This is a genomic window from Amycolatopsis sp. VS8301801F10, assembly GCF_046195355.1.
Lineage (GTDB): Bacteria > Actinomycetota > Actinomycetes > Mycobacteriales > Pseudonocardiaceae > Amycolatopsis.
On record NZ_CP176065.1, the window covers coordinates 5018563 to 5040613 of the forward strand.

General features: G+C 71.8%; 21 protein-coding genes and 1 tRNA gene. 9 read left to right on the top strand and 13 right to left on the bottom strand.

Annotation, left to right across the window (positions count from 1 at the left end; genetic code table 11):
• Positions 1-170: 170 nt before the first annotated feature.
• The 11 genes from F9C11_RS23840 to selD all read right to left on the bottom strand — a co-directional run bounded on the left by F9C11_RS23840 (position 171) and on the right by selD (position 9217).
• On the bottom strand, positions 171-1226 hold the full coding sequence (locus F9C11_RS23840; RefSeq protein ID WP_409179580.1) for an acetate/propionate family kinase: 1056 nt from the start codon (positions 1224-1226) through the stop codon (positions 171-173).
• Positions 1223-3475: a phosphoketolase family protein gene (locus F9C11_RS23845; RefSeq protein WP_409179581.1), complete on the bottom strand. Its 2253-nt coding sequence runs from the start codon at positions 3473-3475 to the stop codon at positions 1223-1225. The genes F9C11_RS23840 and F9C11_RS23845 overlap by 4 nt, the downstream gene beginning before the upstream one ends.
• Positions 3475-3912, bottom strand: a complete 438-nt coding sequence (locus F9C11_RS23850; RefSeq protein ID WP_409179582.1) for a PPOX class F420-dependent oxidoreductase — start codon at positions 3910-3912, stop codon at positions 3475-3477. The genes F9C11_RS23845 and F9C11_RS23850 overlap by 1 nt, the downstream gene beginning before the upstream one ends.
• A 70-nt stretch (positions 3913-3982) precedes the next feature.
• Positions 3983-5764, bottom strand: coding sequence for a complex I subunit 5 family protein (locus F9C11_RS23855; protein WP_409179583.1), 1782 nt, complete (start codon positions 5762-5764; stop codon positions 3983-3985).
• Between the two features lie 2 nt (positions 5765-5766).
• Positions 5767-6120: an NADH-quinone oxidoreductase subunit K gene (locus F9C11_RS23860; protein WP_409179584.1), complete on the bottom strand. Its 354-nt coding sequence runs from the start codon at positions 6118-6120 to the stop codon at positions 5767-5769.
• Positions 6117-6833, bottom strand: a complete 717-nt coding sequence (locus F9C11_RS23865; RefSeq protein ID WP_409179585.1) for an MnhB domain-containing protein — start codon at positions 6831-6833, stop codon at positions 6117-6119. Before F9C11_RS23865 ends, F9C11_RS23860 begins: the two co-directional genes overlap by 4 nt.
• Positions 6830-7066 (bottom strand): Na(+)/H(+) antiporter subunit B, encoded by a 237-nt coding sequence (locus F9C11_RS23870; protein WP_409179586.1) that lies wholly within the window; start codon positions 7064-7066, stop codon positions 6830-6832. The genes F9C11_RS23865 and F9C11_RS23870 overlap by 4 nt, the downstream gene beginning before the upstream one ends.
• Complete coding sequence (locus F9C11_RS23875) at positions 7063-7362, bottom strand: cation:proton antiporter (protein ID WP_409179587.1); 300 nt, start codon at positions 7360-7362, stop codon at positions 7063-7065. Before F9C11_RS23875 ends, F9C11_RS23870 begins: the two co-directional genes overlap by 4 nt.
• The gene (locus F9C11_RS23880) at positions 7359-7610 is read right to left on the bottom strand and encodes a monovalent cation/H+ antiporter complex subunit F (RefSeq protein WP_409179588.1); all 252 of its coding nucleotides are present in this window, start codon (positions 7608-7610) and stop codon (positions 7359-7361) included. The genes F9C11_RS23875 and F9C11_RS23880 overlap by 4 nt, the downstream gene beginning before the upstream one ends.
• Entirely contained in the window at positions 7607-8062 is a 456-nt protein-coding gene (locus F9C11_RS23885; RefSeq protein WP_409179589.1) for a Na+/H+ antiporter subunit E, read from the bottom strand. The genes F9C11_RS23880 and F9C11_RS23885 overlap by 4 nt, the downstream gene beginning before the upstream one ends.
• Before the next feature lie 159 nt (positions 8063-8221).
• On the bottom strand, positions 8222-9217 hold the full coding sequence (selD, locus tag F9C11_RS23890) for a selenide, water dikinase SelD (protein ID WP_409186961.1): 996 nt from the start codon (positions 9215-9217) through the stop codon (positions 8222-8224).
• A gap of 45 nt (positions 9218-9262) precedes the next feature.
• Between selD and F9C11_RS23895 the strand changes: the two genes are divergently transcribed.
• From F9C11_RS23895 to nrfD, 6 genes are all read left to right on the top strand, one after another.
• A tRNA-Sec gene (locus F9C11_RS23895) sits at positions 9263-9357 on the top strand.
• Positions 9357-10640 (top strand): L-seryl-tRNA(Sec) selenium transferase, encoded by a 1284-nt coding sequence (gene selA, locus F9C11_RS23900; protein ID WP_409179590.1) that lies wholly within the window; start codon positions 9357-9359, stop codon positions 10638-10640. Before F9C11_RS23895 ends, selA begins: the two co-directional genes overlap by 1 nt.
• Positions 10631-12385, top strand: a complete 1755-nt coding sequence (gene selB, locus F9C11_RS23905; RefSeq protein ID WP_409179591.1) for a selenocysteine-specific translation elongation factor — start codon at positions 10631-10633, stop codon at positions 12383-12385. The genes selA and selB overlap by 10 nt, the downstream gene beginning before the upstream one ends.
• 4 nt (positions 12386-12389) lie before the next feature.
• Positions 12390-15602: a formate dehydrogenase gene (gene fdh / locus F9C11_RS23910; RefSeq protein ID WP_409179592.1), complete on the top strand. Its 3213-nt coding sequence runs from the start codon at positions 12390-12392 to the stop codon at positions 15600-15602.
• Positions 15595-16413 carry a 4Fe-4S dicluster domain-containing protein gene (locus tag F9C11_RS23915; RefSeq protein ID WP_409179593.1) on the top strand — a complete coding sequence of 273 codons (819 nt, stop codon included), beginning with the start codon at positions 15595-15597 and terminating at the stop codon, positions 16411-16413. The genes fdh and F9C11_RS23915 overlap by 8 nt, the downstream gene beginning before the upstream one ends.
• Positions 16410-17345 (top strand): NrfD/PsrC family molybdoenzyme membrane anchor subunit, encoded by a 936-nt coding sequence (gene nrfD, locus F9C11_RS23920; RefSeq protein WP_409179594.1) that lies wholly within the window; start codon positions 16410-16412, stop codon positions 17343-17345. The genes F9C11_RS23915 and nrfD overlap by 4 nt, the downstream gene beginning before the upstream one ends.
• Positions 17346-17363: 18 nt before the next feature.
• On the opposite strand, the gene F9C11_RS23925 is transcribed toward nrfD, so the two are convergent.
• Positions 17364-18554, bottom strand: a complete 1191-nt coding sequence (locus F9C11_RS23925; protein ID WP_409179595.1) for a zinc-dependent alcohol dehydrogenase — start codon at positions 18552-18554, stop codon at positions 17364-17366.
• Positions 18555-18589: 35 nt separating this feature from the next.
• Positions 18590-19207 (bottom strand): UdgX family uracil-DNA binding protein, encoded by a 618-nt coding sequence (locus F9C11_RS23930; RefSeq protein ID WP_409179596.1) that lies wholly within the window; start codon positions 19205-19207, stop codon positions 18590-18592.
• Positions 19208-19284: 77 nt separating this feature from the next.
• On the opposite strand from F9C11_RS23930, the gene F9C11_RS23935 reads away from it, so the two are divergent.
• From F9C11_RS23935 to F9C11_RS23945, 3 genes are all read left to right on the top strand, one after another.
• Entirely contained in the window at positions 19285-19842 is a 558-nt protein-coding gene (locus F9C11_RS23935) for a hemerythrin domain-containing protein (protein WP_409179597.1), read from the top strand.
• Between the two features lie 15 nt (positions 19843-19857).
• Positions 19858-20670, top strand: a complete 813-nt coding sequence (locus F9C11_RS23940; RefSeq protein WP_409179598.1) for a family 1 encapsulin nanocompartment shell protein — start codon at positions 19858-19860, stop codon at positions 20668-20670.
• Positions 20671-20920: 250 nt separating this feature from the next.
• Complete coding sequence (locus F9C11_RS23945; RefSeq protein ID WP_409179599.1) at positions 20921-22045, top strand: NADP-dependent malic enzyme; 1125 nt, start codon at positions 20921-20923, stop codon at positions 22043-22045.
• Positions 22046-22051 lie beyond the last annotated feature (6 nt).

A 22051-nucleotide genomic window follows, 5' to 3' on the forward strand; every position in this document is an offset into this window, starting at 1 on the left:
GGTCGGCGGACCGCCTCGGCCGGGCTCTGTCGAGGATCTCGATTCGCGTGTGCGGGGTCGGCGGCTCGCGTCGGTCGTGGCGCGGGCGGAGGTCTCGACCGGCATACGCGAGGACAACCGTCCCGCCTCGGCCGTGGCCCAGGTGAGGATCTCGATCCGCACCCGTGACGTCAGCGGACCGCCTCGACCGCAGCACGGGCGAGTTCGAGTTCTTCCCGGGAGCGCAGGGCCAGTACCGGCACCTTCGCCCCGGGCGGGCTGATCACCGCGTCGCGGTCCCTCGTGCGCGACAACCCGCCCGCGATGCCCAGGACTCCGAGGCCGCTCGCGACTGCCTCGGCGGTTTCGGGCTGGTCCCAGCCGATGTCGCCGGTGAAGACCAGGGCGTCGATCCGGGTCAGGCTCGCGGCCGCCGCGGCCAGTTCCCGGCGGATGCGGTGTTCGAAGACGGCCAGCGCGAAGCGGGCTTCGACGGACCCGTCGTGCACCAGGTCCCGGGTGTCGTCTGAGATATCGGACAGGCCTAGCAGGCCAGAGTGGTGGTAGAGACCGTCTTCCAGTTCGCTGACCGTCAGCTTTCCTTCGCGCAGCAGCCACAGCAGCAGGCCGGGGTCGACGGAGCCGGAGCGTTTGGTCATCATCGAGCCCTCCAGCGGCGTGAAGCCCATTGACGTATCAACGCTGCGTCCGTGAGATACCGCACACACCGAACAGCCGCCGGACAGGTGTGCGACGAGCAGGTTCAGCTCGCCGGACGGCCGGTTCAGCAGCTCGGCGGCGCGGCGGGTCGCCCAGCTGAAGGACCAGCCGTGGAAGCCGTAGCGGCGCAGGTCCCATCGAGTGCGCCAGCGGGTGGGCAGCGGGTAGGTCTGGGCGACCGCGGGCAGGGTCTGGTGGAACGCCGGATCGGGACAGACGACGTGCCTCGCGTCCGGGAGGAGTTCGGTCAGCTGGTCCAGCAGGGCCTCGGTTTTCGGCACGTGTTCCGGGGCGAAGGAGCGGGCGGCCGCGATCTTCGCGCGGACGGTGGCGGTGGCTTCAGCGGGTTGGACGAGATCCGGGCCGCCGTGCACCAATCGGTGCGCTACCACGGAGATCGGGGGCTGACGGTCTACAAAGGACGCGACGTCGTCGGTCGAAGTGGAGTCCAGGACTTCCTCGTCTTCGGCGCGCACGAGGTGCAAGCGCAAGCTGCCCGAACCCGGGTTCACGGTCAGGACGTTCATCGCTGCCACCGCCAGCCGGTGACTTCGGCGGGGTCCTTGCCGTCCCGGTAGGCGGCGGCGAGGAGTTCGTCTCGCTCGCGCTGGAAATCGCGGGCAAGGTCGCCGCCGAGAGAGGACCAGCCGCGGGCCCGGCGGACGGCGTCGGCGGCCAGGTCGTGGCGGGTCATCCGGTTGCCGGCCAGCAGGTCGAACGGGGTGGTCGTGGTGCCTTCTTCCCGGTAGCCGTGCACGTGGAAGCGCTGCGTGGCCGGGCGTCCGTGCAGCACCTCGTGCACGGCGGACGGGTAGCCGTGGAAGGCGAAGACCACCGGGACGTCCTCGCCGAAGCACTCGGCGAACGCCTCGTCGGACAGGCCGTTCGGATGCCGGTCCGGCGGGCACAGCGAGAGCAGGTCGACGACGTTCACCACCCGCACCCGCAGGTCCGGCGCCGCCGCGGCCAGCAACTGCACGGCGGCGAGGGTTTCGCCGGTCGGGGTGGTTCCGGCGCAGGCGAGCACGACGTCCGGCGAACCCTCGTGGCTCGCCCAGGGCCAGACGGCGGTCCCGGCGCGGCAGTGCGCGCGGGCCTCGTCGGGGGACAGCCACACCGGGCTGCTTTGCTTTCCGGCGACCACGACGTTGATCAAGCCGGTCGAGGACAGGCAGCGGTGCATGGTCTCCAGCAGCGCGTTCGCGTCCGGAGGGAAGAAAATCCGCGTGGTGCGGGCCTTTTTCGTGAGCATCTGGTTGATGAAGCCCGGGCCCTGGTGGCTGTAGCCGTTGTGCTCCTGCCGCCAGCCGTCGCTGGTGAGCAGGTAGTTCAGGCTCGCCACCGGAGCCCGCCAGCGCACCTCGCCGGACATCTTGAGGAATTTGGCGTACTGGTTCACCATGCTGTCCACAATGGACACGAAGGCCTCGTAGCACGGGAACAGGCCGTGCCGTCCGGTGAGCAGATAGCCCTGCAGCCAGCCTTGGCAGAGGTGTTCCGACAGCACCTCCAGCACCCGCCCGCGGCGGCCGAGATGTTCGGTGTGGCCGGGCACGGCGCGGTCGAACTGCCGGTCGGTGACCTCCAGCAGCGCGCCGAGTTTGTTGGACTGCAGTTCGTCCGGGCAGAAGACGCGGAAGGTGTCCGGGGCGCGGCGCACCAGTTCCGCGAGCCAGCCGCCGAGGACCTCCGTCGGGCTTTCCTCCGCACCGGTCGCGGCGAACTTGCCGACGTCCGGCAGCGGCAGGTCGCGGCGGAGCCGGCCGCCGTTGGCCTGCGGGACCCGGCCGAGCCGCAGCTCCGGTTCCGGGGGCACGGCGAGCAGATCCGGCGCGGGAACGCCGTCGGCGTCGAAGAGTTCTTCCGGACGGTAGGACCGCAGCCACTGTTCCAGCGGCCCGAGCTGATCCGGGGCGAGCGGGACCTGGTGGGCGTGGAAAGTGCCTTCCAGCGGGGTGCCGTCCGGGGACGTCGCGGGCAGGCCGAGGCCCTTGGTGTTGCGCAGGACGAGCATCGGCGGCGGGCCGGTGTCCTGGCGGTGTGCCCGCGCGAGGGCCTCGGCGAGCGGGGTGTCCGGATCGTCGGTCCCGCGGACGTCGACGAGCAGCGGGGTCCAGCCGCAGCCGGTGAAATAAGCGGTGAGTTCGTCGTCCGACATCGCTTCATAGACCGTCGGCGAAGCGATTTTGTACCCGTTGAGGTGCAGGATCGGCAGCACGCGGCCGTCGCCCGCAGCAGTGAACTTCGGGCTGTGCCAGGCGGCCGCGGTCGGGCCGGTTTCGGCTTCTCCGTCGCCGATGACGCAGGCGACCAGCAGGTCCGGATCGTCGAAGGCGGCGCCGAACGCGGTGGCGAGGGCGTAGCCGAGTTCGCCGCCCTCGTGGATGACGCCGGGCACCTCGGGGGAGAGGTGGCTGGGAAACCCGCCGGGCCAGGAGAACCGGCGGACGAGTTCGGCGAGGCCCGATCCGTCGAGCGACAACCGCGGGTCGTATTCGGCGTGGGTGCCTTCGAGCCACAGGTTGGCGTGGATGGCCGGGGCGCCGTGGCCGGGTCCGGTGACGAGCAGCGTGCGTTGCCGCGTTTCGGCGACCAGGCGATTCAGCGCGGCGTAGACGAGGGTCAGGCCCGGGCAGGTGCCCCAGTGGCCGAGCGGCCGCGGTTTCAGGTGCTCGGGCCGCAGCGGCTCGGTGAGCAGGACGTTGTCCTTGAGGTAGATCATCGCCGCGGCCAGGTAGTCGCACGCCCGGCGGTAGCGGCGGAGCGCGTCGCGCATCAGTCGGCGACGCCCTTCTTCTGGTCGATGTACGTCTGCCGCTCCGGGGTCACCTGCAGGATCACGCGTTCGGACTTGATCGCGTCCGGCGGGTACTTGTCGCCGGTGTACTTGCGGGCGAGTTCGTCGACCTGCAGGCGGGCCCGTTCGCCGGTCTCGACGCCGGTAACGCGGCCGCGGACTTCCGCGTAGCGGTACGGATCCTGCTCGTCTCGGACGAGGACGGTGATCCGGTCGTCCCGCTCGACGTTGCGGTACTTCGCGCGGTGGGTCTCGGTGTTGAGCACGATCCGGCCGTTCTCGACGTGCACCCAGATCGTCTGCGTCTGCAGCCGGCCGCTCGGCAGCACCGTGGTGACCGCGGCGAAGTTCTTCCCGGTGGCCAGCTCTTCGGTTTCGGGCAGCAGTTTCGGGCCGTCGGCGGTCTTGGCGGGCACGGCAGCTCCTCCGGTCGGCGTCACGGGCCGCTCTGCGGGTAGCCCGGCCGCTCGGCGGGTAAACGCGAGGTCAGAGCCAGACCAGCCCGGCGAGGACGGCGACGCCCGCCAGCAGCCACGCCACGTAGTCGCCGACCTGGCCGGAGTGCGCGCGGTGCAGGACCGTAAGGGCTTCGTGCAGCGGTTTCGGGGTTCGCCGCCGCGACCACAGCGCGAGTGCCGCCGCGCCCAGCGTGAGCAGCGCGGTCACCGCCGCGGACAGCAGGCCGGGCGGGGTCCAGGACAGTTCGGGCACTGCGGCAGGAAGAGAAGGCGGCAGCGTGGGCAGGACGTCGTGCAGGTAGCCCGCGCGGTCGACCGCCTGCGCCCCGGCGGCCGCGGCGACGTCGCGGATCCACGGCACGAGCCCGGCGGCCAGCGCGAACCCGAGCAGGACGACGATCGCGGCGAGCATCGGGATCGGGGTGCGCGCGATCGGCCGCCCGGTCTCGGGTTCTTCGCCGGACCCGGACGTCGTGTCGGCGGAATCCTCGGCGGGCGGCCTGCCGAGTCCGAAGTAGACGCGCAGCCCGGCGCGCAGCACCGCGGCGGCGGTCAGTGCGGAAATCACCGCGAACACGAGCATCAGCCACTCCGGGCCCGCGTGTTCGGCGGCGTCTTTGCCCAGCGCGAGGCCGAACGGCGGCAGCCCGGCGAGGGCAGCCGCCGCGACGAGGAACAGCACCGCTTCGGTCCGGGAATGCGTTGCGCGGCCGAAGAGATCGTCCTCGTCCACGCTGCCGTACCGGTCCTTCAACACTCCGGTCAGGAGGAACAGCGCGCCTTTCGCTCCGGCGTGCCCGAGCACCGAGAGCACGAACGCGGCCGTCGCTTCGCCGCCGGTGGCGGCAAGTCCGCACAGGAACAGTCCAATGTGGGCAATGGTCGAATAGGCCAGCAAGCGTTTGAGATGCCGCTGAGTGAAGCAAAGCACGGCGCCGAGCACAGCGCTGGCGATCCCGGCGGCGAGGAAGACCCGGCTGACCGTGGCGTCGTCGAGCACCGTGCCGAACACGGCGCTGCGGACCCGGAGCACGCCGTAGAGGCCGAGTTCGACCATGACCCCGGAGAACAGCACGCACACCGGCGTCGGCGCGACCGCGTGCGCGTCGGCGAGCCAGAAGTGGAACGGCACGGTCGCGGCTTTGACCAGCAGTCCGGTGCACACCAGGACGAACGCGGCGATGACCAGCGCGTCCGCCGGACGGCCGTCGAGCGCGACGCCCAGCTGGGCGAGGCCGAGCTGGCCGCCGCGGGCGTAGAGCAGGCCGATGCCCATCAGCGTGAAGTACGCGCCGAGGGAGTTCACCACGCCGAAGTTCAGCGCGCCCTGCACGGAGTCCGCCTCTTCGATCCGGTACCCGGTCAGCGCGTAGGCGACCCCGCTCATCAGCTCGAAGAACACGAACAGCGTGAACAGGTCTCCGGTGAAGAGGAAACCGGTCATGCCGGTCAGGAAGAGCAGCATCATCGCGTGGTAGCGGGCTTCGACGGCTTCGAAGTAGTGCCAGCTGTAGAGCAGCGCGCAGACGGTCAGGAACGCGGCCAGCGCGGCGAAAGTCGTGTTCAGGCCGTCCGCGACGAGCACGATGCCGACCGACCGGGTGCCTTCCGGCCGCTGCCGGCCGAGCCAGCTGACCACCCGCTCGTGGTGCGCGGCGGTCAGCAGGACCACGCACAGTGCGCACACTGCCGCCGCGGTCACCGTGGCAGTCACGTCGACCACGACGCGGGGGAGTTTGCCGCCGAGGCCGAGCAGCAGGCAGGCGGCCAGCAGCGGGACGGCGATGGCGAGTGCGGGCAGGGTCGTCATGGTCAGCCGCGCAGCGCACGCAGTTCGTCAGGGTCGACCGTGCCGTGCCGACGCGAAATCTGCAGCGTCAGAGCGAGCAGGAGCGCGGTGATGGTCGCCGAGACGACGATGTCAGTCAGCGTCATGGCCTGCACCATCGGATCGACCACCGGCTGCGTCTGTCCCTGCGCCACGATCGGCGCGGTGGCCTGGTCCTGGTAGCCGATCGCGAGCAGCAGCACGTACGTGCCGGATTGCGCGACCGACAGCGACACCACGGTGTGCACGAGGTGCCGGCTGCGCATGATCCCGGCGCAGCCCAGCAGCAACAGCCACGCCGCCACGCCGTAGCAGGCCGCCGACACCACGCCCGTCACTTGTCCTCCTTGAGCCCGTGCACGAAGAACCGCGACAGCAGGACGACGAACCCGGCCGCGACCTCGATGCCGATCAGCACGCTCAGCACCGGGACCGTCCCGGAGGAAAGCAGCGAGCCGAATTCGCCCAGCGGCAGCACGTTCGCGAGGAACGAGCCGCCGATCCCCAGTCCGATGAGGCCGGTCACGACGTACAGGCCGGTGGCGGTCGCTTCGGCGTATTCGCACCAGTCGATCGGGCGCAGCCGGGCGAGCGCGCGGTAGCTGCCGGAGAGGTAGAGCAGGTGCCAGCCGGTCGCGAGGACGACGCCGCCCTGGAAACCGCCTCCTGGCGTCAGATGCCCGTGCACGACGATGTCGATGCCCAGCAGCACCGAGACCGGCAGCAGCAGGAAACCGGCGAGCTTCACGGCGGGCAGCACGTAGCCGGTCCCGTCCGTTTCCGGCTCCTTTCCGGGCGGCTGCAACAGGGCGAGCGCGCCGACCACCGCGGCGGCGACGATCGTCTCCTCGCCGAGGGTGTCCAGCGCACGGAGGTCGAAGTTCACCGAGGACACCAGGTTCGGCGTGACCTCCCGGAAACCCAGTGGCAGCACCAGATCCCGGTAGACGTGGCTGGCGGTCCCGGCCGCGGGCATCCGGGTGAACGCGGCGAGGAACAGCGCGGCCACCCCGGCCAGCCCCGCGGCTCCGACGACGTCTCGGGTCCTCATCGCTTGCCTGTCTTCCGCAGCGTCAGCAGGACGAGCAGCGGGACGATGGCCGCGCCGACGGCGAGTTCGGACAAGGCGACGTCCGGGGCTTGGAAAACCACGAAAAGCACGGTCAGGCACAGGGAAAACACCGTCAGCGTGATTGCTTGCCGCTTCGGATCGTGCGTTGCGACCACGGCGTACCCGGCCACCGCGACGAGCGCGAGGGCCACGAGCAGCACGGCGGCGGTCACGACGGGAGGTCCTCGTCGATCTCGCCGCGGTGGCGGGCCTCGAGCCGGGCGGTGGCCGATTGCAGGATCGGGCCGGTGACCGCCAGCAGGACCACCGTCGCGAGGATCGCGCCCGAGCCGAGGTGGACGCCGTTGACCAGGACGAGCCCGGCACCGACGAGCGGCGCGCCGAGCGTGGTCGCCGGGGTGAGCAGGTGGAGGCGGGTGAGCAGGTCTTTGGCGCGGAGCAGACCGGCGGCGGAGGCGAGGACGACGAACACCCCGGCGAACACGAGAATCTGCGCGGCGAGCGTCATCGGGTCCCCAGGAGGCGCGCGAAGACGAGCGTTCCGGCGAAGGCGAGGACGGTCAGCGTCAGCGGGAGGATGACGGCGCTCGACGGGCCGTACGCCTGGACGAGCAGCAGGAGGGTCAGGACGGTGACGGTGCCGGCGAACTGCATCCCGGCGAGGCGTTCGATCGCGCTGCCCCGGGCGGCCAGCCACAACGCGCTGCCGAGACCCCCTGACATCAGGAGCAGCGCGGCGAGGAGCAGCCACGTCATCGCGTCACCCGGTCGAGGGTCGCGGAGTCGTGCAGCAGCCGGTGGACGACGAGGTCGGTGCTATCTGGCGGGCTCGCGACAACCATCGCGCCCGGCGTGCAGCCGACGACCACTGTCGCGACGGCGAGCCGCGCTTCGTGCTGCGCGCGCGGTTCGGCGGGAACGGTGACTTTTTCGCAGTTTCCGGCGGAGGGACGCTGGAAGACCGCGCGCAACGCGGCGATCGACTCGCTAAGCGCGGCCTTGGGCAGCGGGGCCAACCAGGTCAGCCAGGCGGCTTTGAACTGCCACGCACCGTTCATCGCCCGGCGCGCGGAACGGGCAGCGACCGCGCAGACCGCCGCGGCTCCGGCGCCCGCGAGGAGTTCCGGGATTGCCGGGGCGGACAGCGTGAGGATCCACAGCCCGGTCAGGGCAAGCCACCACAGCAGGATCTCGGTCGCAGCGCCCATGTCTCACCTCGGGCAGGGGCTACCCACTTCGGAGACCGGCCAATCCGCCGTCGCTGGCCCGGTCCGGCACGCGACGCCAACGCGCGGGAGCGCGAACTTGGCCGGGTCGGGCGGGGAACCCTCCGGGCCCTGATCCCGTGAAGGTTCCCCGCCCGGACCTCAACCCACGACGATCGTGTGATCCGTGCGCGAGGTCAGCTCGCCGATCACCGGGTAGCCGGGAAGCTCGCCCGCCACGAGCAGTCCGCCGGACGTCTGCGCGTCCGCCAGCAGCAGGGCCTCGTCCTCGGAGATCCGCGACAGGTCGGCGTGCGGGCGGACCCAGTCGAGGTTCCGGCGAGTACCGCCGCTGACGTAACCGTCGCGCAGCGCCTCCCGGGCGCCCTCGAGATACGGGACCGCCGCCGGGTCCAGCCGCGCGGTGACGCCGCTCGCCCGGGCCAGTTTGTGCAGGTGGCCGAGCAACCCGAAGCCGGTGACGTCGGTCGCGCAGACCGCGCCCGCCTCCAGTGCGGCGGCCGACGCGGCGCGGTTGAGCGCGGTCATCGCGGCGATCGCCTCCTCGGAGCGTTCGCCGGTGGCCTTGTGCCGCGAGTTCAGCACGCCGATCCCCAGCGGCTTGGTCAGCGTCAGCGGCGTGCCCGGCTTGCCCGAATCGTTGCGCAGCAAGCGTTCCGGGTCCGCGGTGCCGGTGACCGCGAGGCCGTACTTGGGTTCCGGGTCGTCGACGCTGTGCCCGCCGGAGAGATGGCAGCCGGCTTCCGCGCAGACGGCCGACCCGCCGCGCAGCACCTCCGCGGCCAATTCGAACGGGAGCACCTCGCGCGGCCAGCCGAGGAGATTCACCGCGACGACCGGGACGCCGCCCATCGCGTACACGTCGGAGAGCGCGTTCGCGGCGGCGATCCGGCCCCAGTCGTACGGGTCGTCCACCACCGGGGTGAAGAAGTCCGTGGTCGCGATCAGCGCGACGTTCCCGGCGATCCGGACGGCCGCCGCGTCGTCGCCGTCGGCAAGGCCGACCAGGAGTTCGCCGGGCGGGTTCCGCGGCGCGGCGCCGGAAAGGCCGCGGACGATCGATTCCAGTTCGCCGGGCGGGATCTTGCACGCGCAGCCGCCGCCGTGGGCGTACTGGGTCAGCCTCATGCTTTTCATCATGCGGGCGCGCGACGGTCTTGGCAGGATGGCGGAATGCCCCAGGGAGGCGTATCCGGCCTGGTGACCGGCGCGGTCTTCAACACCGTTGAGCGGCAGGTCCTGCCGCTGGCGGGTTCGATTCCCGTCCGCCTCCGCCATGGGTGACCCGCGCCGGGCGATCCCGCGCACCGACGCCGTGCTCGCCGAGCCGAGGATCGCGAAAGCCGCCGAGACGCTGGGCCGCGACCTGGTGAAATCGCTGGTCGCGGCGGCGCAGCAGCGGGCCCGGGCGGGCGGGATCGAGCCCGGCGAGGTCGTCGCGGAGGTGGTGGCCCGGCTGCCCGCGACGGTGTCGTCCCTGCGCCCGGTGCTCAACGCGACCGGCGTCCTCGTGCACACCAACCTCGGCCGCGCGCCGTTGTCCGCCGCCGCGCTGGACGCGATCGTCGCCGCGGGCGGTTCCACCGACGTCGAGTTCTCGCTCGAAACCGGCGAGCGCGCGCAACGCGGCCGCGGCACCCTGGCCGCGCTGGCGGAAGCGGTGCCGCGCGCGGAGGCGGTGCACGTGGTCAACAACAACGCGGCGGCGTTGCTGCTGTGCGCGCTGACCTTGGCTCCCGGCAAGGAAATCGTGGTCAGCCGCGGCGAACTGGTCGAGATCGGCGACGGGTTCCGCATTCCGGACCTGCTCGCCTCGACCGGAGCCCGGCTGCGCGAAGTCGGCGCCACGAACCGGACTTCGGCGGCGGATTACGCGGCGGCGATCGGCCCGGACACCGGATTCGTGCTCAAAATCCATCCCTCGAACTACCAGGTCACCGGATTCACCTCGGAAGCGAGCGTCGCGGAGCTGGCCGGGCTCGGCGTCCCGGTGGTCGCCGACGTGGGGTCCGGGCTGCTCGCGCCGGATCCGGTGCTGCCGGACGAACCGGACGTCACGACCGCGCTGGCCGACGGCGCGGACGTCGTCACCGCGAGCGGCGACAAGCTCCTCGGCGGTCCGCAGGCGGGCTTGCTCTTCGGCGATGCCGGACTGGTGCGGCGGTTGCGCCGGCATCCGGCGGCGCGTGCGCTGCGAGTCGACAAGCTGACTCTCGCCGCGCTCGAAGCCACCCTTCGCGGGCCGGAACCACCCGTGCGGGCGGCGCTTTCCGCGCGGGGTCTGCACCAGCGAGCCGAAGCGCTGGCTCGATCGCTGCGTTCGGCGGGCGTGGACGCCGAGGCGGTGGATTCGACCGCGGTCGTGGGCGGCGGCGGTGCGCCGGGCGTCGAGCTGCCCAGCGCCGCGGTCTCGTTGCCTGCCCGGTACGCGGAGGCGCTGCGGCTCGGCGAGCCCGCCGTCGTCGGCCGGATCGTGCGGGACCGGTGCCTGCTCGACCTCCGGACGGTCGCCCCGGCGGACGACGCGGCGGTGCGGGAGGCGGTCCGCCGATGCGGGTGATCGCCACCGCCGGGCACGTCGACCACGGGAAATCCACGCTGATCCGCCGGCTCACCGGCATGGAGCCGGACCGGTGGGCCGAGGAGCGCCGCCGCGGCCTGACCCTCGACCTCGGCTTCGCCTGGACCCGGCTGGACGGCGAGGAGATCGCCTTCGTCGACGTTCCGGGGCACCAGCGGTTCGTCCCGAACATGCTGGCGGGCGTCGGTCCCGTCCCGGCCGCGTTGTTCGTGGTGGCGGCGGACGAGGGCTGGATGCCGCAGTCCGCGGAGCACCTGGCGGCGCTGGACGCGTTCGGTGTCCGGCACGGTCTCCTGGCCGTCGCCAAATCCGACCGCGCCGATCCGGCGAGCGCGACGGCGGCGGCGCTGGAGGAGATCGCGGCGACGGCGCTCGGCGAGATACCCGCGGTCAGCGTCAGCGGCACGACCGGCGAGGGGCTCGAAGAACTGCGCGCGCAGCTCGCCAAGCTGGCCAGCCGGTTGCCGCCGCCGGATCTGACCGCGGACGTCCGGCTCTGGATCGACCGCGCGTTCACCATCAAGGGCGCGGGCACCGTGGTGACCGGAACGCTCGGCGGCGGCACCCTGCGGATCGGCGACGAGCTGACGCTGGGCGCGCACCGGGTGCAGATCCGCGGCCTGCAGGCGCTCGGCGAACCGCGCGAAAGCGTGTCCGCGGTAGCTCGGGTCGCGGTGAATTTGCGCGGCGTGCCCAAGGATTCCGTCGGGCGGGGCGACGTGCTGCTGACCCCGGGCGCGTGGCGTCCGGCGACCGAAATCGACGTCCGGTTGCGCGGTGCGCTGTCGGGCGAACTGCACCGGAATCTCGTGCTGCACCTCGGCTCCGCGGCGGTGCCGGCCCGGGTCCGTCCGCTCGGGCCGGACACCGCCAGGCTGCTGCTCGCGAGCGCGCTGCCGCTTCGGGCAGGCGACCGGGGATTGCTGCGCGACCCGGGGGAGCACCGGATCCCGGCCGGGTTCGACGTGCTGGACGTCCGGCCGCCGTCGCTCGCCCGCCGCGGCGCCGCGCGCGCCCGGGGCGAGGAATTGACCGCCGTGGAACCCGGCTGGGACTACCTCCGCCGCGAAGGTTTCGTGCGCCACGAGGACTTCCGCGCGTTAGGGCTGCCGGAGGCGGGCGAACGGCTCGGCGGCTGGCACGCCGACCCGGCACACCTTGTCCGGTTGCGCGCGGAGGCCACCGAGGCAGTCGCGGACTGGAGCCGGGAACATCCGCTGGCGGCGGGAATCCCGGCCGAGGCGCTCCGGCGCCGGCTCGGCCTGCCGGACGCGGAGCTCCTCCCGGCCGTCCTCGCCGACGGGCTGGTGCTGAAGGACGGGCTCGTCCGCAAGCCCGGCGCGGGCCTGACCGCCGAAGTGGAAAAAGCCGTCGAACTCCTCGAAGAGCGGTTCGCCGAGCACCCCTTCCGCGCGCCGGAAGCCGACGAGTTGCGGAAACTCGGCCTGGGCAAACGGGAATTGGCCGCCGCCGTGCGCGTCGGCCGGCTGCGGGCGCTCGCCGACGGAGTGGTGCTGGGCCCGGACGCGCCGCGGCGCGCGGCGGAAGTGCTGGCCGCGCTCGGCGAGCCGTTCACCGTGTCGCGCGCGCGGCAGGCGCTGGACAGCACCCGCCGGGTGATGATCCCGCTGCTGGAGCACCTCGACGCGGCCGGGCTGACCGAACCGCTCGGCGACGGGACCCGCCGGATGTGCTGCGAGCGCCCGGGGAACGGATTACCGTGACAGCATGGGCATGCGGCAGTGGATCGAAGGCTGGCCGGTGTACCGGCAGCTGGCCGGTCCCGACCGCACCGCGCGCGGCGCGGCGGCCAAATCCCGCGGCTCGGAAAACTGGCACGCCCGCACCGAGGACGCGGACAAGGTAGTCCGTTCGATCTGCCCGTATTGCGCGGTCGGCTGCGGGCAGAAGGTGTACGTCAAGGACGGCGCGGTCACCCAGATCGAAGGCGACCCGGATTCGCCGATCTCCCGCGGCAGGCTGTGCCCGAAGGGATCGGCCAGCAAGCAGCTCGTGACCAGCCCGAGCCGCGTCACCGAAGTCCTCTACCGCCGCCCGTACGGCGCCGACTGGGAACGGCTGTCCCTCGACCAGGCGATGGACATGATCGCCGACCGGGTGCTCAAGACGCGTGCCGAAACCTGGCAGGACTCCGACGACCAGGGCCGCAAGCTCAACCGCACGCTCGGCTTCGCGAGCCTCGGCGGCGCGACGCTGGACAACGAAGAGAACTACCTGATGAAGAAGCTGTACACCGCGCTCGGCGCGATACAGATCGAGAATCAGGCCCGTATTTGACACTCCGCCACGGTTCCCGGTCTGGGGACCTCCTTCGGCCGTGGCGGCGCCACGACGTTCCAGCAGGACCTCGCCAACGCCGACTGCATCGTCGTCCAGGGCTCGAACATGGCCGAATGCCATCCGGTCGGGTTCCAGTGGGTGATGGAGGCGAAGGCCCGCGGCGCGAAGATCATCCACGTCGACCCGCGGTTCACCCGCACGAGCGCGGTCGCGCACGTCCACGCCTCGGTGCGCGCGGGCTCGGACATCGCGTTCCTCGGCGGGCTGATCAACTACGTCCTGCAGCACGAGCTGGACTTCCGCGAGTACGTCGTGGCCTACACGAACGCCGCGGCGATCCTCACCGAGGAGTTCGCCGACACCGAAGACCTCGACGGCCTGTTCTCCGGTTTCGACCCGGAGAAGCGCCAGTACGACAACTCGACCTGGGCGTACGAGGACGCCGAAGCGAGCCCGGCCGCGGGCGCCCGCGACCCGGGGCAGCCGGGCGGGCACCACGGCGGCGAGAAGCACCAAAGCTCCGCGCGCGCCGAGTCCTACGGCAGCGGCGGCGCGGCGATCGGCGCGAAGCCGAAGAGGGACGAGACGCTGCGGCATCCGCGCTGCGTTTACCAAGTCCTCAAACGGCATTTCTCCCGCTACACCCCGGAGGCCGTCGCGGACGTCTGCGGCCTGCCGGTCGAGCAGTTCGCCGAAATCGCCGAGGCGATCACCGCGAACTCCGGCCGCGACCGCACCACGGCCTGGGTGTATTCGGTCGGCTGGACGCACCACACGGTCGGCGCGCAGTACATCCGCACCGCCTCGATCCTGCAGACGCTGCTGGGCAACATCGGCCGTCCGGGCGGCGGCATCCTCGCCCTGCGCGGGCACGCCAGCATCCAGGGCTCGACCGACATCCCGACGCTGTTCAACCTGCTGCCCGGCTACCTCCCGATGCCGCACGCGCACCAGCACCTCGACCTGGACAGTTTCGTGGAGGCCGACGCGGGCAAGACCGGGTTCTGGGGCAACATGCGCTCGTACACGGTCAGCCTGCTCAAGGCGTACTGGGGCGACAACGCCCAGCCGCACAACGACTTCTGCTTCGACTACCTGCCGCGGCTGACCGGCGACCACGGCACCTACGCGACGGTCCAGAAGCAGATCGCGGGGGAGTGCAAGGGGTACTTCCTGGTCGGGGAGAACCCGGCGGTCGGGTCGGCCAACGGGAAGTTCCAGCGGCTCGGGCTGGCGAATCTCGACTGGCTGGTGGTCCGCGACCTGCAGCTGATCGAGAGCGCGACGTTCTGGAAAGACGGCCCGGAGATCGAGACCGGCGAGCTGAAGTCCGAGGAGATCGGCACCGAGGTCTTCTTCCTGCCCGCCGCCGCGCACACCGAGAAGGACGGCAGCTTCACCAACACCCAGCGGCTGCTGCAATGGCACCACAAAGCGGTCGAACCGCCCGGCGACGCCCGCAGCGACCTGTGGTTCTACTACCACCTGGGCAGGCTGATCCGGGAGCGCGCCGGCCGCGACGAGCGCGACGCCCCGCTGCGCGACCTGGCCTGGAGCTATCCGACCGAGGGCCCGACGGACGACCCGAGCGCGGAGTCCGTGCTCGCGGAGATCAACGGCCACGGCCCGGACGGCCCGCTCTCGGCCTATACCCAGCTGAAGGACGACGGTTCGACGTCGTGCGGCTGCTGGATCTACTGCGGCGTCCGCGCCGACGGGCACAACCACGCGGCGAACCGGCAGCCCGGCTCCGAACAGGACTGGATCGCTCCGGGCTGGGCCTGGGCGTGGCCGGCGAACCGGCGGATCCTGTACAACCGCGCCTCGGCGGACCCGGACGGGAAACCGTGGAGCGAACGCAAGAAGCTGATCTACTGGGACGCCGCGGAAGCCAAGTGGACCGGCCCGGACGTCCCGGACTTCGAGCCGGCGAAGCCGCCCGGCTACGTCCCGCCGGACGGGGCGAAGGCGCAGGACGCGCTGAGCGGCCGCGATCCGTTCATCATGCAGACCGACGGCAAAGCCTGGCTCTACGTCCCGGCCGGGCTGGCCGACGGCCCGCTGCCCACGCACTACGAGCCGTTCGAAAGCCCGGTCGGCAACGCGTTGTACGGCCAGCAGTCCTCGCCGGTGCGGCAGACCTTGGACAGCCCGGTGAACCAGTACAACCCGCCGCGCAGCGAGGTCTTTCCGTACGTGTTCACCACCTACCGGCTCACCGAGCACCACACGGCGGGCGGGATGAGCCGGACGCTGCCGTACCTGTCCGAACTGCAGCCGGAGTTCTTCTGCGAGGTCTCGCCCGCGCTGGCGGCCGAACGCGGCCTCGAGCACCTCGGCTGGGCGACCATCGTTTCGTCGCGGACCGCGATCGAGGCCCGCGTGCTGGTCACCGAACGCGTGAAACCGCTCAAGGTGCGCGGCCGCACCGTCCACCAGGTCGGGCTGCCGTATCACTGGGGCCCGAACGGCCTGTCCCGCGGCGACGCGGCCAACGACCTGCTGTCGATCGTGCTGGACCCGAACGTGCACATCCAGGAGGCCAAGGCGGCCACCTGCGACATCCGTCCCGGACGGCGGCCGCGCGGACCGGCGCTGCTGGAATTCGTGGCGGAGTACCGGAGGCGAGCGAATGGCTGAGTACGGCACCCAGCCCCGGATGGGCTTCTTCACCGACACGTCGGTGTGCATCGGGTGCAAGGCGTGCGAGGTCGCGTGCAAGGAGTGGAACGGCGTCCCGGAGGCCGAAAGCGCGCCGGACCTGCTCGGGCTGTCCTACGACAACACCGGCGACCTCGGCTCGAACACCTGGCGGCACGTGGCGTTCATCGAACAGCCCGCGGTCGACCTGGGGATGCCGACGGTCGGAGCGCCGGAAGAAGCGGGCGTGCGGTGGCTGATGTCCAGCGACGTGTGCAAGCACTGCACGCACGCGGCCTGCCTCGACGTCTGCCCGACCGGTGCGCTGTTCCGCACCGAATTCGACACCGTCGTGGTGCAGCAGGACATCTGCAACGGCTGCGGCTACTGCGTTCCCGCGTGTCCGTACGGGGTGATCGAAAAACGCGAAAGCGACGGGCGCGCGTTCAAGTGCACCCTCTGTTACGACCGGCTCGGCGCGGGGATGGAACCCGCGTGCGCCAAGGCCTGCCCGACCGATTCCATCCAGTTCGGCGAACTGGACGAACTCCGCGAACGCGCCGCCGCCCGAGTGTCGGCGCTGCACGAGGACGGCGTGCCGGAGGCGCGGCTCTACGGGCACGACCCCGAGGACGGGGTGGGCGGAGACGGCGCGTTCTTCCTGCTGCTGGACGAACCCGAGGTGTACGGCTTCCCGCCGGACCCGGTGGTGACGACGCGCGACTTGCCGCGGATGTGGAAGCGGGCCGCGACCACCGCCGCCGGGGTGGCCGCGGCGCTCGTCGTGTCGTTCCTGGGACGGCGCCGATGAGCCCGCGCCGCGAACGGGCGATGGTCGAGCCCGCCGAATTCCGGTCCTACTACGGCAGGCCGATCCTCAAGGAGCCGGCTTGGAAGCAGCCGGACGTCCCGCTGTATTTGTTCCTCGGCGGCGCGGCCGGAGCGTCGGCGTCGCTGGCCGCGCTCGCCGACGCGACCGGACGGACGGAGCTGGCCAAGGTCGGCAGGCTGGCGGCTTCGGGCGGGTCGATCGCCAGCGTGGTCGCGCTGATCCACGACCTCGGCAAGCCGACGCGGTTCCTCAACATGCTGCGCGTGCTCAAGCCGACTTCACCGCTGTCGGTGGGTTCGTGGATCCTGTCGCCGTTCTCCGGTCTCGCGGCGGGGGCGGCGTTTTCCACGCTGACCGGGCGTTTCCCGCGACTCGGCCGGCTGGCCGGAGCGGGGGCGGGCGTGCTGGGCCCGGCGATGTGCACCTACACCGCGGTGCTGCTGGCCGACACGGCGACCCCGTCCTGGCACGAGGCGCACGGGACGCTGCCGGTGCTGTTCGCGGGCAGCGCGCTCACCAGCGGGGCGGGGATCGCGCTGATTTCCGTGCCGCGGAAGGAAAACGGTCCGGTGGTGCGCGCCGGACTCGCCGGGGCGGCGGCGGAACTGGCTGCCGAGCACCATCTCGAGACCGGCCTGGGGCTGGCTTCGGAGCCGTACCGGACCGGGCGGGCCGGGCGCTTGCTTAAGGCGGCGAAGGTGCTGACCGCGGCGGGGGCAGCGTTGTCGTTGGCCGCACGGCGCAATCGCGCGGCGGGCGTCGCTGCCGGGGCGGCTTATCTCGCGTCCGGCTTGTGCACGCGGTTCGGCGTGTACGCGGCCGGGGTGGAGTCCACAAAGGACCCGAAGTACGTCGTCGTCCCGCAGCGGGAGCAGCTGGCCCGGCGAGCGGAAGAGCGTCCGGGCCGGTGAGCCCGGACGCCCCCGTGCTCACGCCGCCGGTTCCAGCAGGATCTTCTGCACCCCGTCGAGCTTCTTCTGGAACATGTCGTACGCCCGCGGCGCGTCGGCCAGCGGGAGCTTGTGCGTGGCGAACCCTTCGACGCCCAGCGGGTCCCCGTCCGCGGTGAGCACCGGCAGCACGTCGTCGATCCAGCGCCGCACGTTCGCCTGCCCGGTGTGCAGCCGGATCTGCTTGTCGAACAGTTCCATCATCGGGATCGGGTCGGCCATCCCGCCGTACACCCCGGACAGCGAGATCGTGCCGCCGCGCCGGACGCTGTCGATCGCCGCGTACAGCACGCTCAGCCGGTCGATCCCGGCCTTCTCGGTCACCTTCGCGCCCAGCGTCTGCGGCAGCAGCGCGACCAGGTTGTGCGCGAGTTTCCCGATCGGCGCGCCGTGCGCTTCCATGCCGACCGCGTCGATCACCGAGTCCGCGCCGCGGCCGCCGGTGAGGTCGCGGATCGCGTCCCCGATCCGCCGGTGGTCGCGCAGGTCCAGCGTGGTCGCGCCGTGCGCGCGGGCCCGTGCCAGCCGTTCCGGCACGAGGTCGATCCCGATCACCTCGCCGGCGCCGCGATGCCGCGCGACCCGGGCGCACATCTGGCCGATCGGGCCGAGCCCGAAGACCGCGACGGAGCCGCCGTCGGGGACGTCCGCGTACTCCACGGCCTGCCAGGCGGTCGGGACCACGTCGGACAGGTAGACGAACCGTTCGTCCGGCGGGCCCTCGGGCACCTTGATCGGCCCGTACTGCGCCTGCGGGACGCGCAGGTACTCGGCCTGCCCGCCGGGCACCTGGCCGTAGAGCTTCGTGTAGCCGAACAGCGCCGCGCCCTTTTCCTGGTCCTTGACCTGGGTGATCTCGCACTGCGACTGCAGCCCGCGCTCGCACATCCAGCACCGGCCGCAGGAGATGTTGAACGGCACCACGACGCGGTCGCCGGGTTTCAGCGAACTCACCGCGCCGCCGACCTCCTCGACGATCCCCATCGGCTCGTGGCCGAGGATGTCGCCCTCGGTCATGAACGGGCCGAGGACCTCGTACAGGTGCAGGTCCGAGCCGCAGATGCCGGTGGAGGTCACCCGCACGACGGCGTCGGTCGGTTCCTCGATTTTCGGGTCCGGGACGTCGTCGACTCGCACGTCCCGCTTGCCGTGCCAGGTCACTGCTTTCATGGCGGCCGGATTCCCCTCGCCGGGGCGGGCAAACGTCAGAGCCCGCGCAGGTCCGCGACGAACTCGTCGTAGGCGGCGTCCCGGTCGGGCGCGCGCAGCACCGCGGACGGATGCACGGTGGCGACCGCCGAAGCGAACAGGCCGGCGAACTCCTCCGGCGGGTCCAGCGGTTCGCCGCGATGCCGGGTGAGCCGGAAACTGCTGCCGTACACCGATTGCGCCGCCGTCGCGCCCAGCAACAGGACAAGCCGCGGCCGCACCGCACGCAGCTCGGCCACCAGCCACGGCCGGCACGCGACGACCTCGGACCGCGCCGGTTTTTCGTGGATCCGGCGTTTGCCGCGCAGCTTGAACTTGAAGTGCTTGACCGCGTTGGTCACGTAGAGCGAACCGCGGTCCAGCCCCGCGTCTTCCAGCGCTCGGTCGAGCAGCCGTCCGGCCGGGCCGACGAACGGCTCGCCGCGCCGGTCCTCCTGGTCGCCGGGCTGCTCGCCGAGGGCGAAGATGTCCGCGCGCTGGTTTCCGGCGCCGAAGACCGTCTCCGTGGCGTCGCGGTACAGCCCGCAGCCGCGGCATTCGAGGGCGGCTTCGCGGAGCTTGCCGAGGCTGGCGGTGTCCGGCGGCTCGGCTCCCGGTTCCTGTCGCGCGGCCATCGGATCTCTTTACCCGCACCGGGCCCCGGGCAAACACGGCGAGCGCGCCGCCGCCGGGAGAGCTAACGTCGGGGGCCATGACCGACATCACCAGCCTGATCCTCGACGATCACGAGCGGTTCCGGCGGGCGTTCGCGGAACTGGACGACCTCGACCGCCCGGACGAGCTGGCGCGGGCCTGGGAACCGCTCGCCGACCTGCTGGACCTGCACGCGGCGGCCGAGGAGGCGGTCTTCTACCCCGAGCTGATCCAGCGCGGCGCGGACGCCGAGGACGAGACGCTCGACGCGGTCGGCGACCACAACGACATCCGCGACGCCGTCGCCGAAACCCGCCGCCACCCGCCGGGCAGCGCCGCCTGGCACGCGGCGGTCCGGCAGGCCCGCACCGCCAACAGCGAGCACATGGCCGAGGAGGAGGACGACGCGCTCGCCGACTTCCGCAAGCACGCGGATCCGGGACTGCGCGAGGAACTCGGCCGGAAGTTCCTCGCGTTCAAGGCCGAGCACGAGGGCGCCAAGGGCATCGACACCGGGGACGTCGACCCGGAGCGCTACGTCGCGGAGCAGGAGCGGAAAGCCGGGAAGACGCCGCCGGACGACGGTTCGCTGGGCATCGGCAGCCTGAAGGACTGACGGAGAGGGAGCACGATGAACCACCTGATGCGCGAACTCGCGCCGATTCCGGCCGAGGGCTGGAAGCAGATCGACGACGAGGCGCGGGAGCGGCTGACGACGCACCTGGCGGCGCGCAAGATGGTCGACGTCGAAGGCCCGCACGGCTGGGAGTACTCCGCCACGCCGCTCGGCCGGACCCGGCGGATCGACCCGCCGGAAGCGGCCCGCGAACGCGAAACCCTCGCGCGGCAGCGCCGGGTGCTGCCGCTGGTGGAGGTGCGGGTGCCGTTCACCGTCGAGCGCAGGGAACTCGAGGACGCCGAACGCGGCGCCGACGACCTGGAGTTCGACGACCTCGACCAGGCCGCCGCTCAGGTCGGCCTGCTGGAGAACCGCGCGGTGTTCCACGGCTGGCCGGACGCCGGGATCACCGGGATCGTCGAAGCGAGCCCGTACGACCACGGGACGCTGGGCACCGACCCGGAACGCTACCCGCACGTCGTGGCCAACGCGGTGAACACGTTGCGGTGCAACGGAATCGAGGGTCCGTACGCGCTCGCGATCAACCCCGCGGGCTACACGTCCATCGTGGAGAGCGCCGAACACGGCGGCCTTCTCGTGCTCGACCACCTCCGCCGCGCGCTGGGCGGCGGCCGGGTCAAGCGGACGCCGGGGCTGACCGGCGCGGTGGTGCTGAGCCTGTCCGGCGGGGACTTCGTGCTGGAACTCGGCCAGGACCTCTCGGTCGGCTACCGCCACCACGACGCCGAGACGCTCACGCTGTACCTGGAGGAGAGCTTCAGCTTCCGGGTGACCGAACCGGACGCGGCCCTCGTGCTGGACTGAGCACAGGGCGACCGGCGCCGGGCATCGCGGCAGCGAGCCGTGCGGGGACTCTGAGCCTCAATGCCGGGAACTTGAGCTGAGTAGCCCCGCTGACCGCCGCGATGGACGCCAACCTGGCCGAAACGCCCGATCATGCTCGCCGGGACCGGATCTGCGTTCGCACCCGATGCGGCAGCTGCCCAGCCAGGGCAGGGGGCGGAGCTCCGGCTGAGCACGGTTCCGCCGCCGCGCGGCCGGGTATCCGGCTGCCATGAGCAGTCGCGGAAAGATCCAAGTCACCACCCGGGTGCGGCTCGACGGCGCCGGCGACCTCGCCGAGCACTACACGCCGGGCGTCGCCGAGCTGGCCAAGCGCGTCGCCGAGGACCCGTCGGTGCTGGCGCGGGAGACCGTGCGCGGCAACTCCGTCGCGATCGTGTCCGACGGGTCCGCGCTGCTCGGGCTCGGCGACCAGGGCCCGGCCGCCGCGCTGCCGGTGATGGAGGGCAAAGCGGCGCTGCTGAAGCGGTTCGCCGACGTCGACGCCTGGCCGATCTGCCCGGTCAGCCGCGAACCGGAAGACCTGGTGCGCACCGCCAAGGACCTCGCGACGTCGTTCGGCGCGATCAACCTGGAAGACATCGCCGCGCCCCGGTGCTTCACCGTCGAGCGGCAGCTGCACGACGAGCTGGACATCCCGGTCTTCCACGACGACCAGCACGGGACCGCGATAGCCGTGCTGGCCGCCCTGCACAACGCGCTGAAGCTGACCGACCGCACGCCAGGGGACACGTCGGTGGTGATCTCCGGCGCGGGCGCGGCGGGGTCCGCGATCGCCCGGTTGCTGCTCAAGGCGGATTTCGCCGCGGAGCGGATCGTGGTCTGCGACAGCAAGGGCGCCCTGCACGGCGAACGCGATTTGACCGGCGAGAAGCAGTGGCTCGCGGAGAACACCAACCGCGGCGACGCGGTCCGGGGGAGCCTGCGAGACGCTTTGCAGGACGCGGACGTCTTCATCGGCGTGAGCGTCGGCGGCCTGCTGAAGGGGGACGACCTCGCCCGGATGGCGGACCGGGCGATCGTGTTCGCGCTGGCCAACCCCGATCCCGAGGTCGATCCGGAGGACGCGCACGAGCACGCGGAGATCGTCGCGACCGGCCGCAGCGACCTGCCCAACCAGATCAACAACGTCCTGGTGTTCCCGGGGATGTTCCGCGGCCTGCTCGACTCCGGCGCCACGAGGGTGACCGCGCGGATGCTGCTCGCGGCCTCGCACGCGGTGGCCGGGACCGTCGGCGACGACCTCGACCGGGAGCACATCGTGCCCAGCGTGTTCGACGAGAGCCTGGTGCCCGCGATCGCCGAGGGCGTCGCCGGTGCGGCGGAAAACGACTGAAGGAGG

Coding starts and splice junctions, on each gene's coding strand:
- F9C11_RS23865 (WP_409179585.1), bottom strand. CDS start 6,833: ATGAGGACCCGAGACGTCGTCGGAGCCGCGGGGCTGGCCGGGGTGGCC.
- F9C11_RS23855 (WP_409179583.1), bottom strand. CDS start 5,764: ATGACGACCCTGCCCGCACTCGCCATCGCCGTCCCGCTGCTGGCCGCC.
- F9C11_RS23940 (WP_409179598.1), top strand. CDS start 19,858: ATGAACCACCTGATGCGCGAACTCGCGCCGATTCCGGCCGAGGGCTGG.
- F9C11_RS23875 (WP_409179587.1), bottom strand. CDS start 7,362: ATGACGCTCGCCGCGCAGATTCTCGTGTTCGCCGGGGTGTTCGTCGTC.
- F9C11_RS23925 (WP_409179595.1), bottom strand. CDS start 18,554: ATGAAAGCAGTGACCTGGCACGGCAAGCGGGACGTGCGAGTCGACGAC.
- F9C11_RS23930 (WP_409179596.1), bottom strand. CDS start 19,207: ATGGCCGCGCGACAGGAACCGGGAGCCGAGCCGCCGGACACCGCCAGC.
- F9C11_RS23845 (WP_409179581.1), bottom strand. CDS start 3,475: ATGCGCGACGCGCTCCGCCGCTACCGCCGGGCGTGCGACTACCTGGCC.
- F9C11_RS23945 (WP_409179599.1), top strand. CDS start 20,921: ATGAGCAGTCGCGGAAAGATCCAAGTCACCACCCGGGTGCGGCTCGAC.
- F9C11_RS23885 (WP_409179589.1), bottom strand. CDS start 8,062: ATGGGCGCTGCGACCGAGATCCTGCTGTGGTGGCTTGCCCTGACCGGG.
- selA (WP_409179590.1), top strand. CDS start 9,357: ATGGGTGACCCGCGCCGGGCGATCCCGCGCACCGACGCCGTGCTCGCC.
- selD (WP_409186961.1), bottom strand. CDS start 9,217: ATGAAAAGCATGAGGCTGACCCAGTACGCCCACGGCGGCGGCTGCGCG.
- nrfD (WP_409179594.1), top strand. CDS start 16,410: ATGAGCCCGCGCCGCGAACGGGCGATGGTCGAGCCCGCCGAATTCCGG.
- F9C11_RS23840 (WP_409179580.1), bottom strand. CDS start 1,226: ATGAACGTCCTGACCGTGAACCCGGGTTCGGGCAGCTTGCGCTTGCAC.
- F9C11_RS23935 (WP_409179597.1), top strand. CDS start 19,285: ATGACCGACATCACCAGCCTGATCCTCGACGATCACGAGCGGTTCCGG.
- selB (WP_409179591.1), top strand. CDS start 10,631: ATGCGGGTGATCGCCACCGCCGGGCACGTCGACCACGGGAAATCCACG.
- F9C11_RS23915 (WP_409179593.1), top strand. CDS start 15,595: ATGGCTGAGTACGGCACCCAGCCCCGGATGGGCTTCTTCACCGACACG.
- F9C11_RS23880 (WP_409179588.1), bottom strand. CDS start 7,610: ATGACGTGGCTGCTCCTCGCCGCGCTGCTCCTGATGTCAGGGGGTCTC.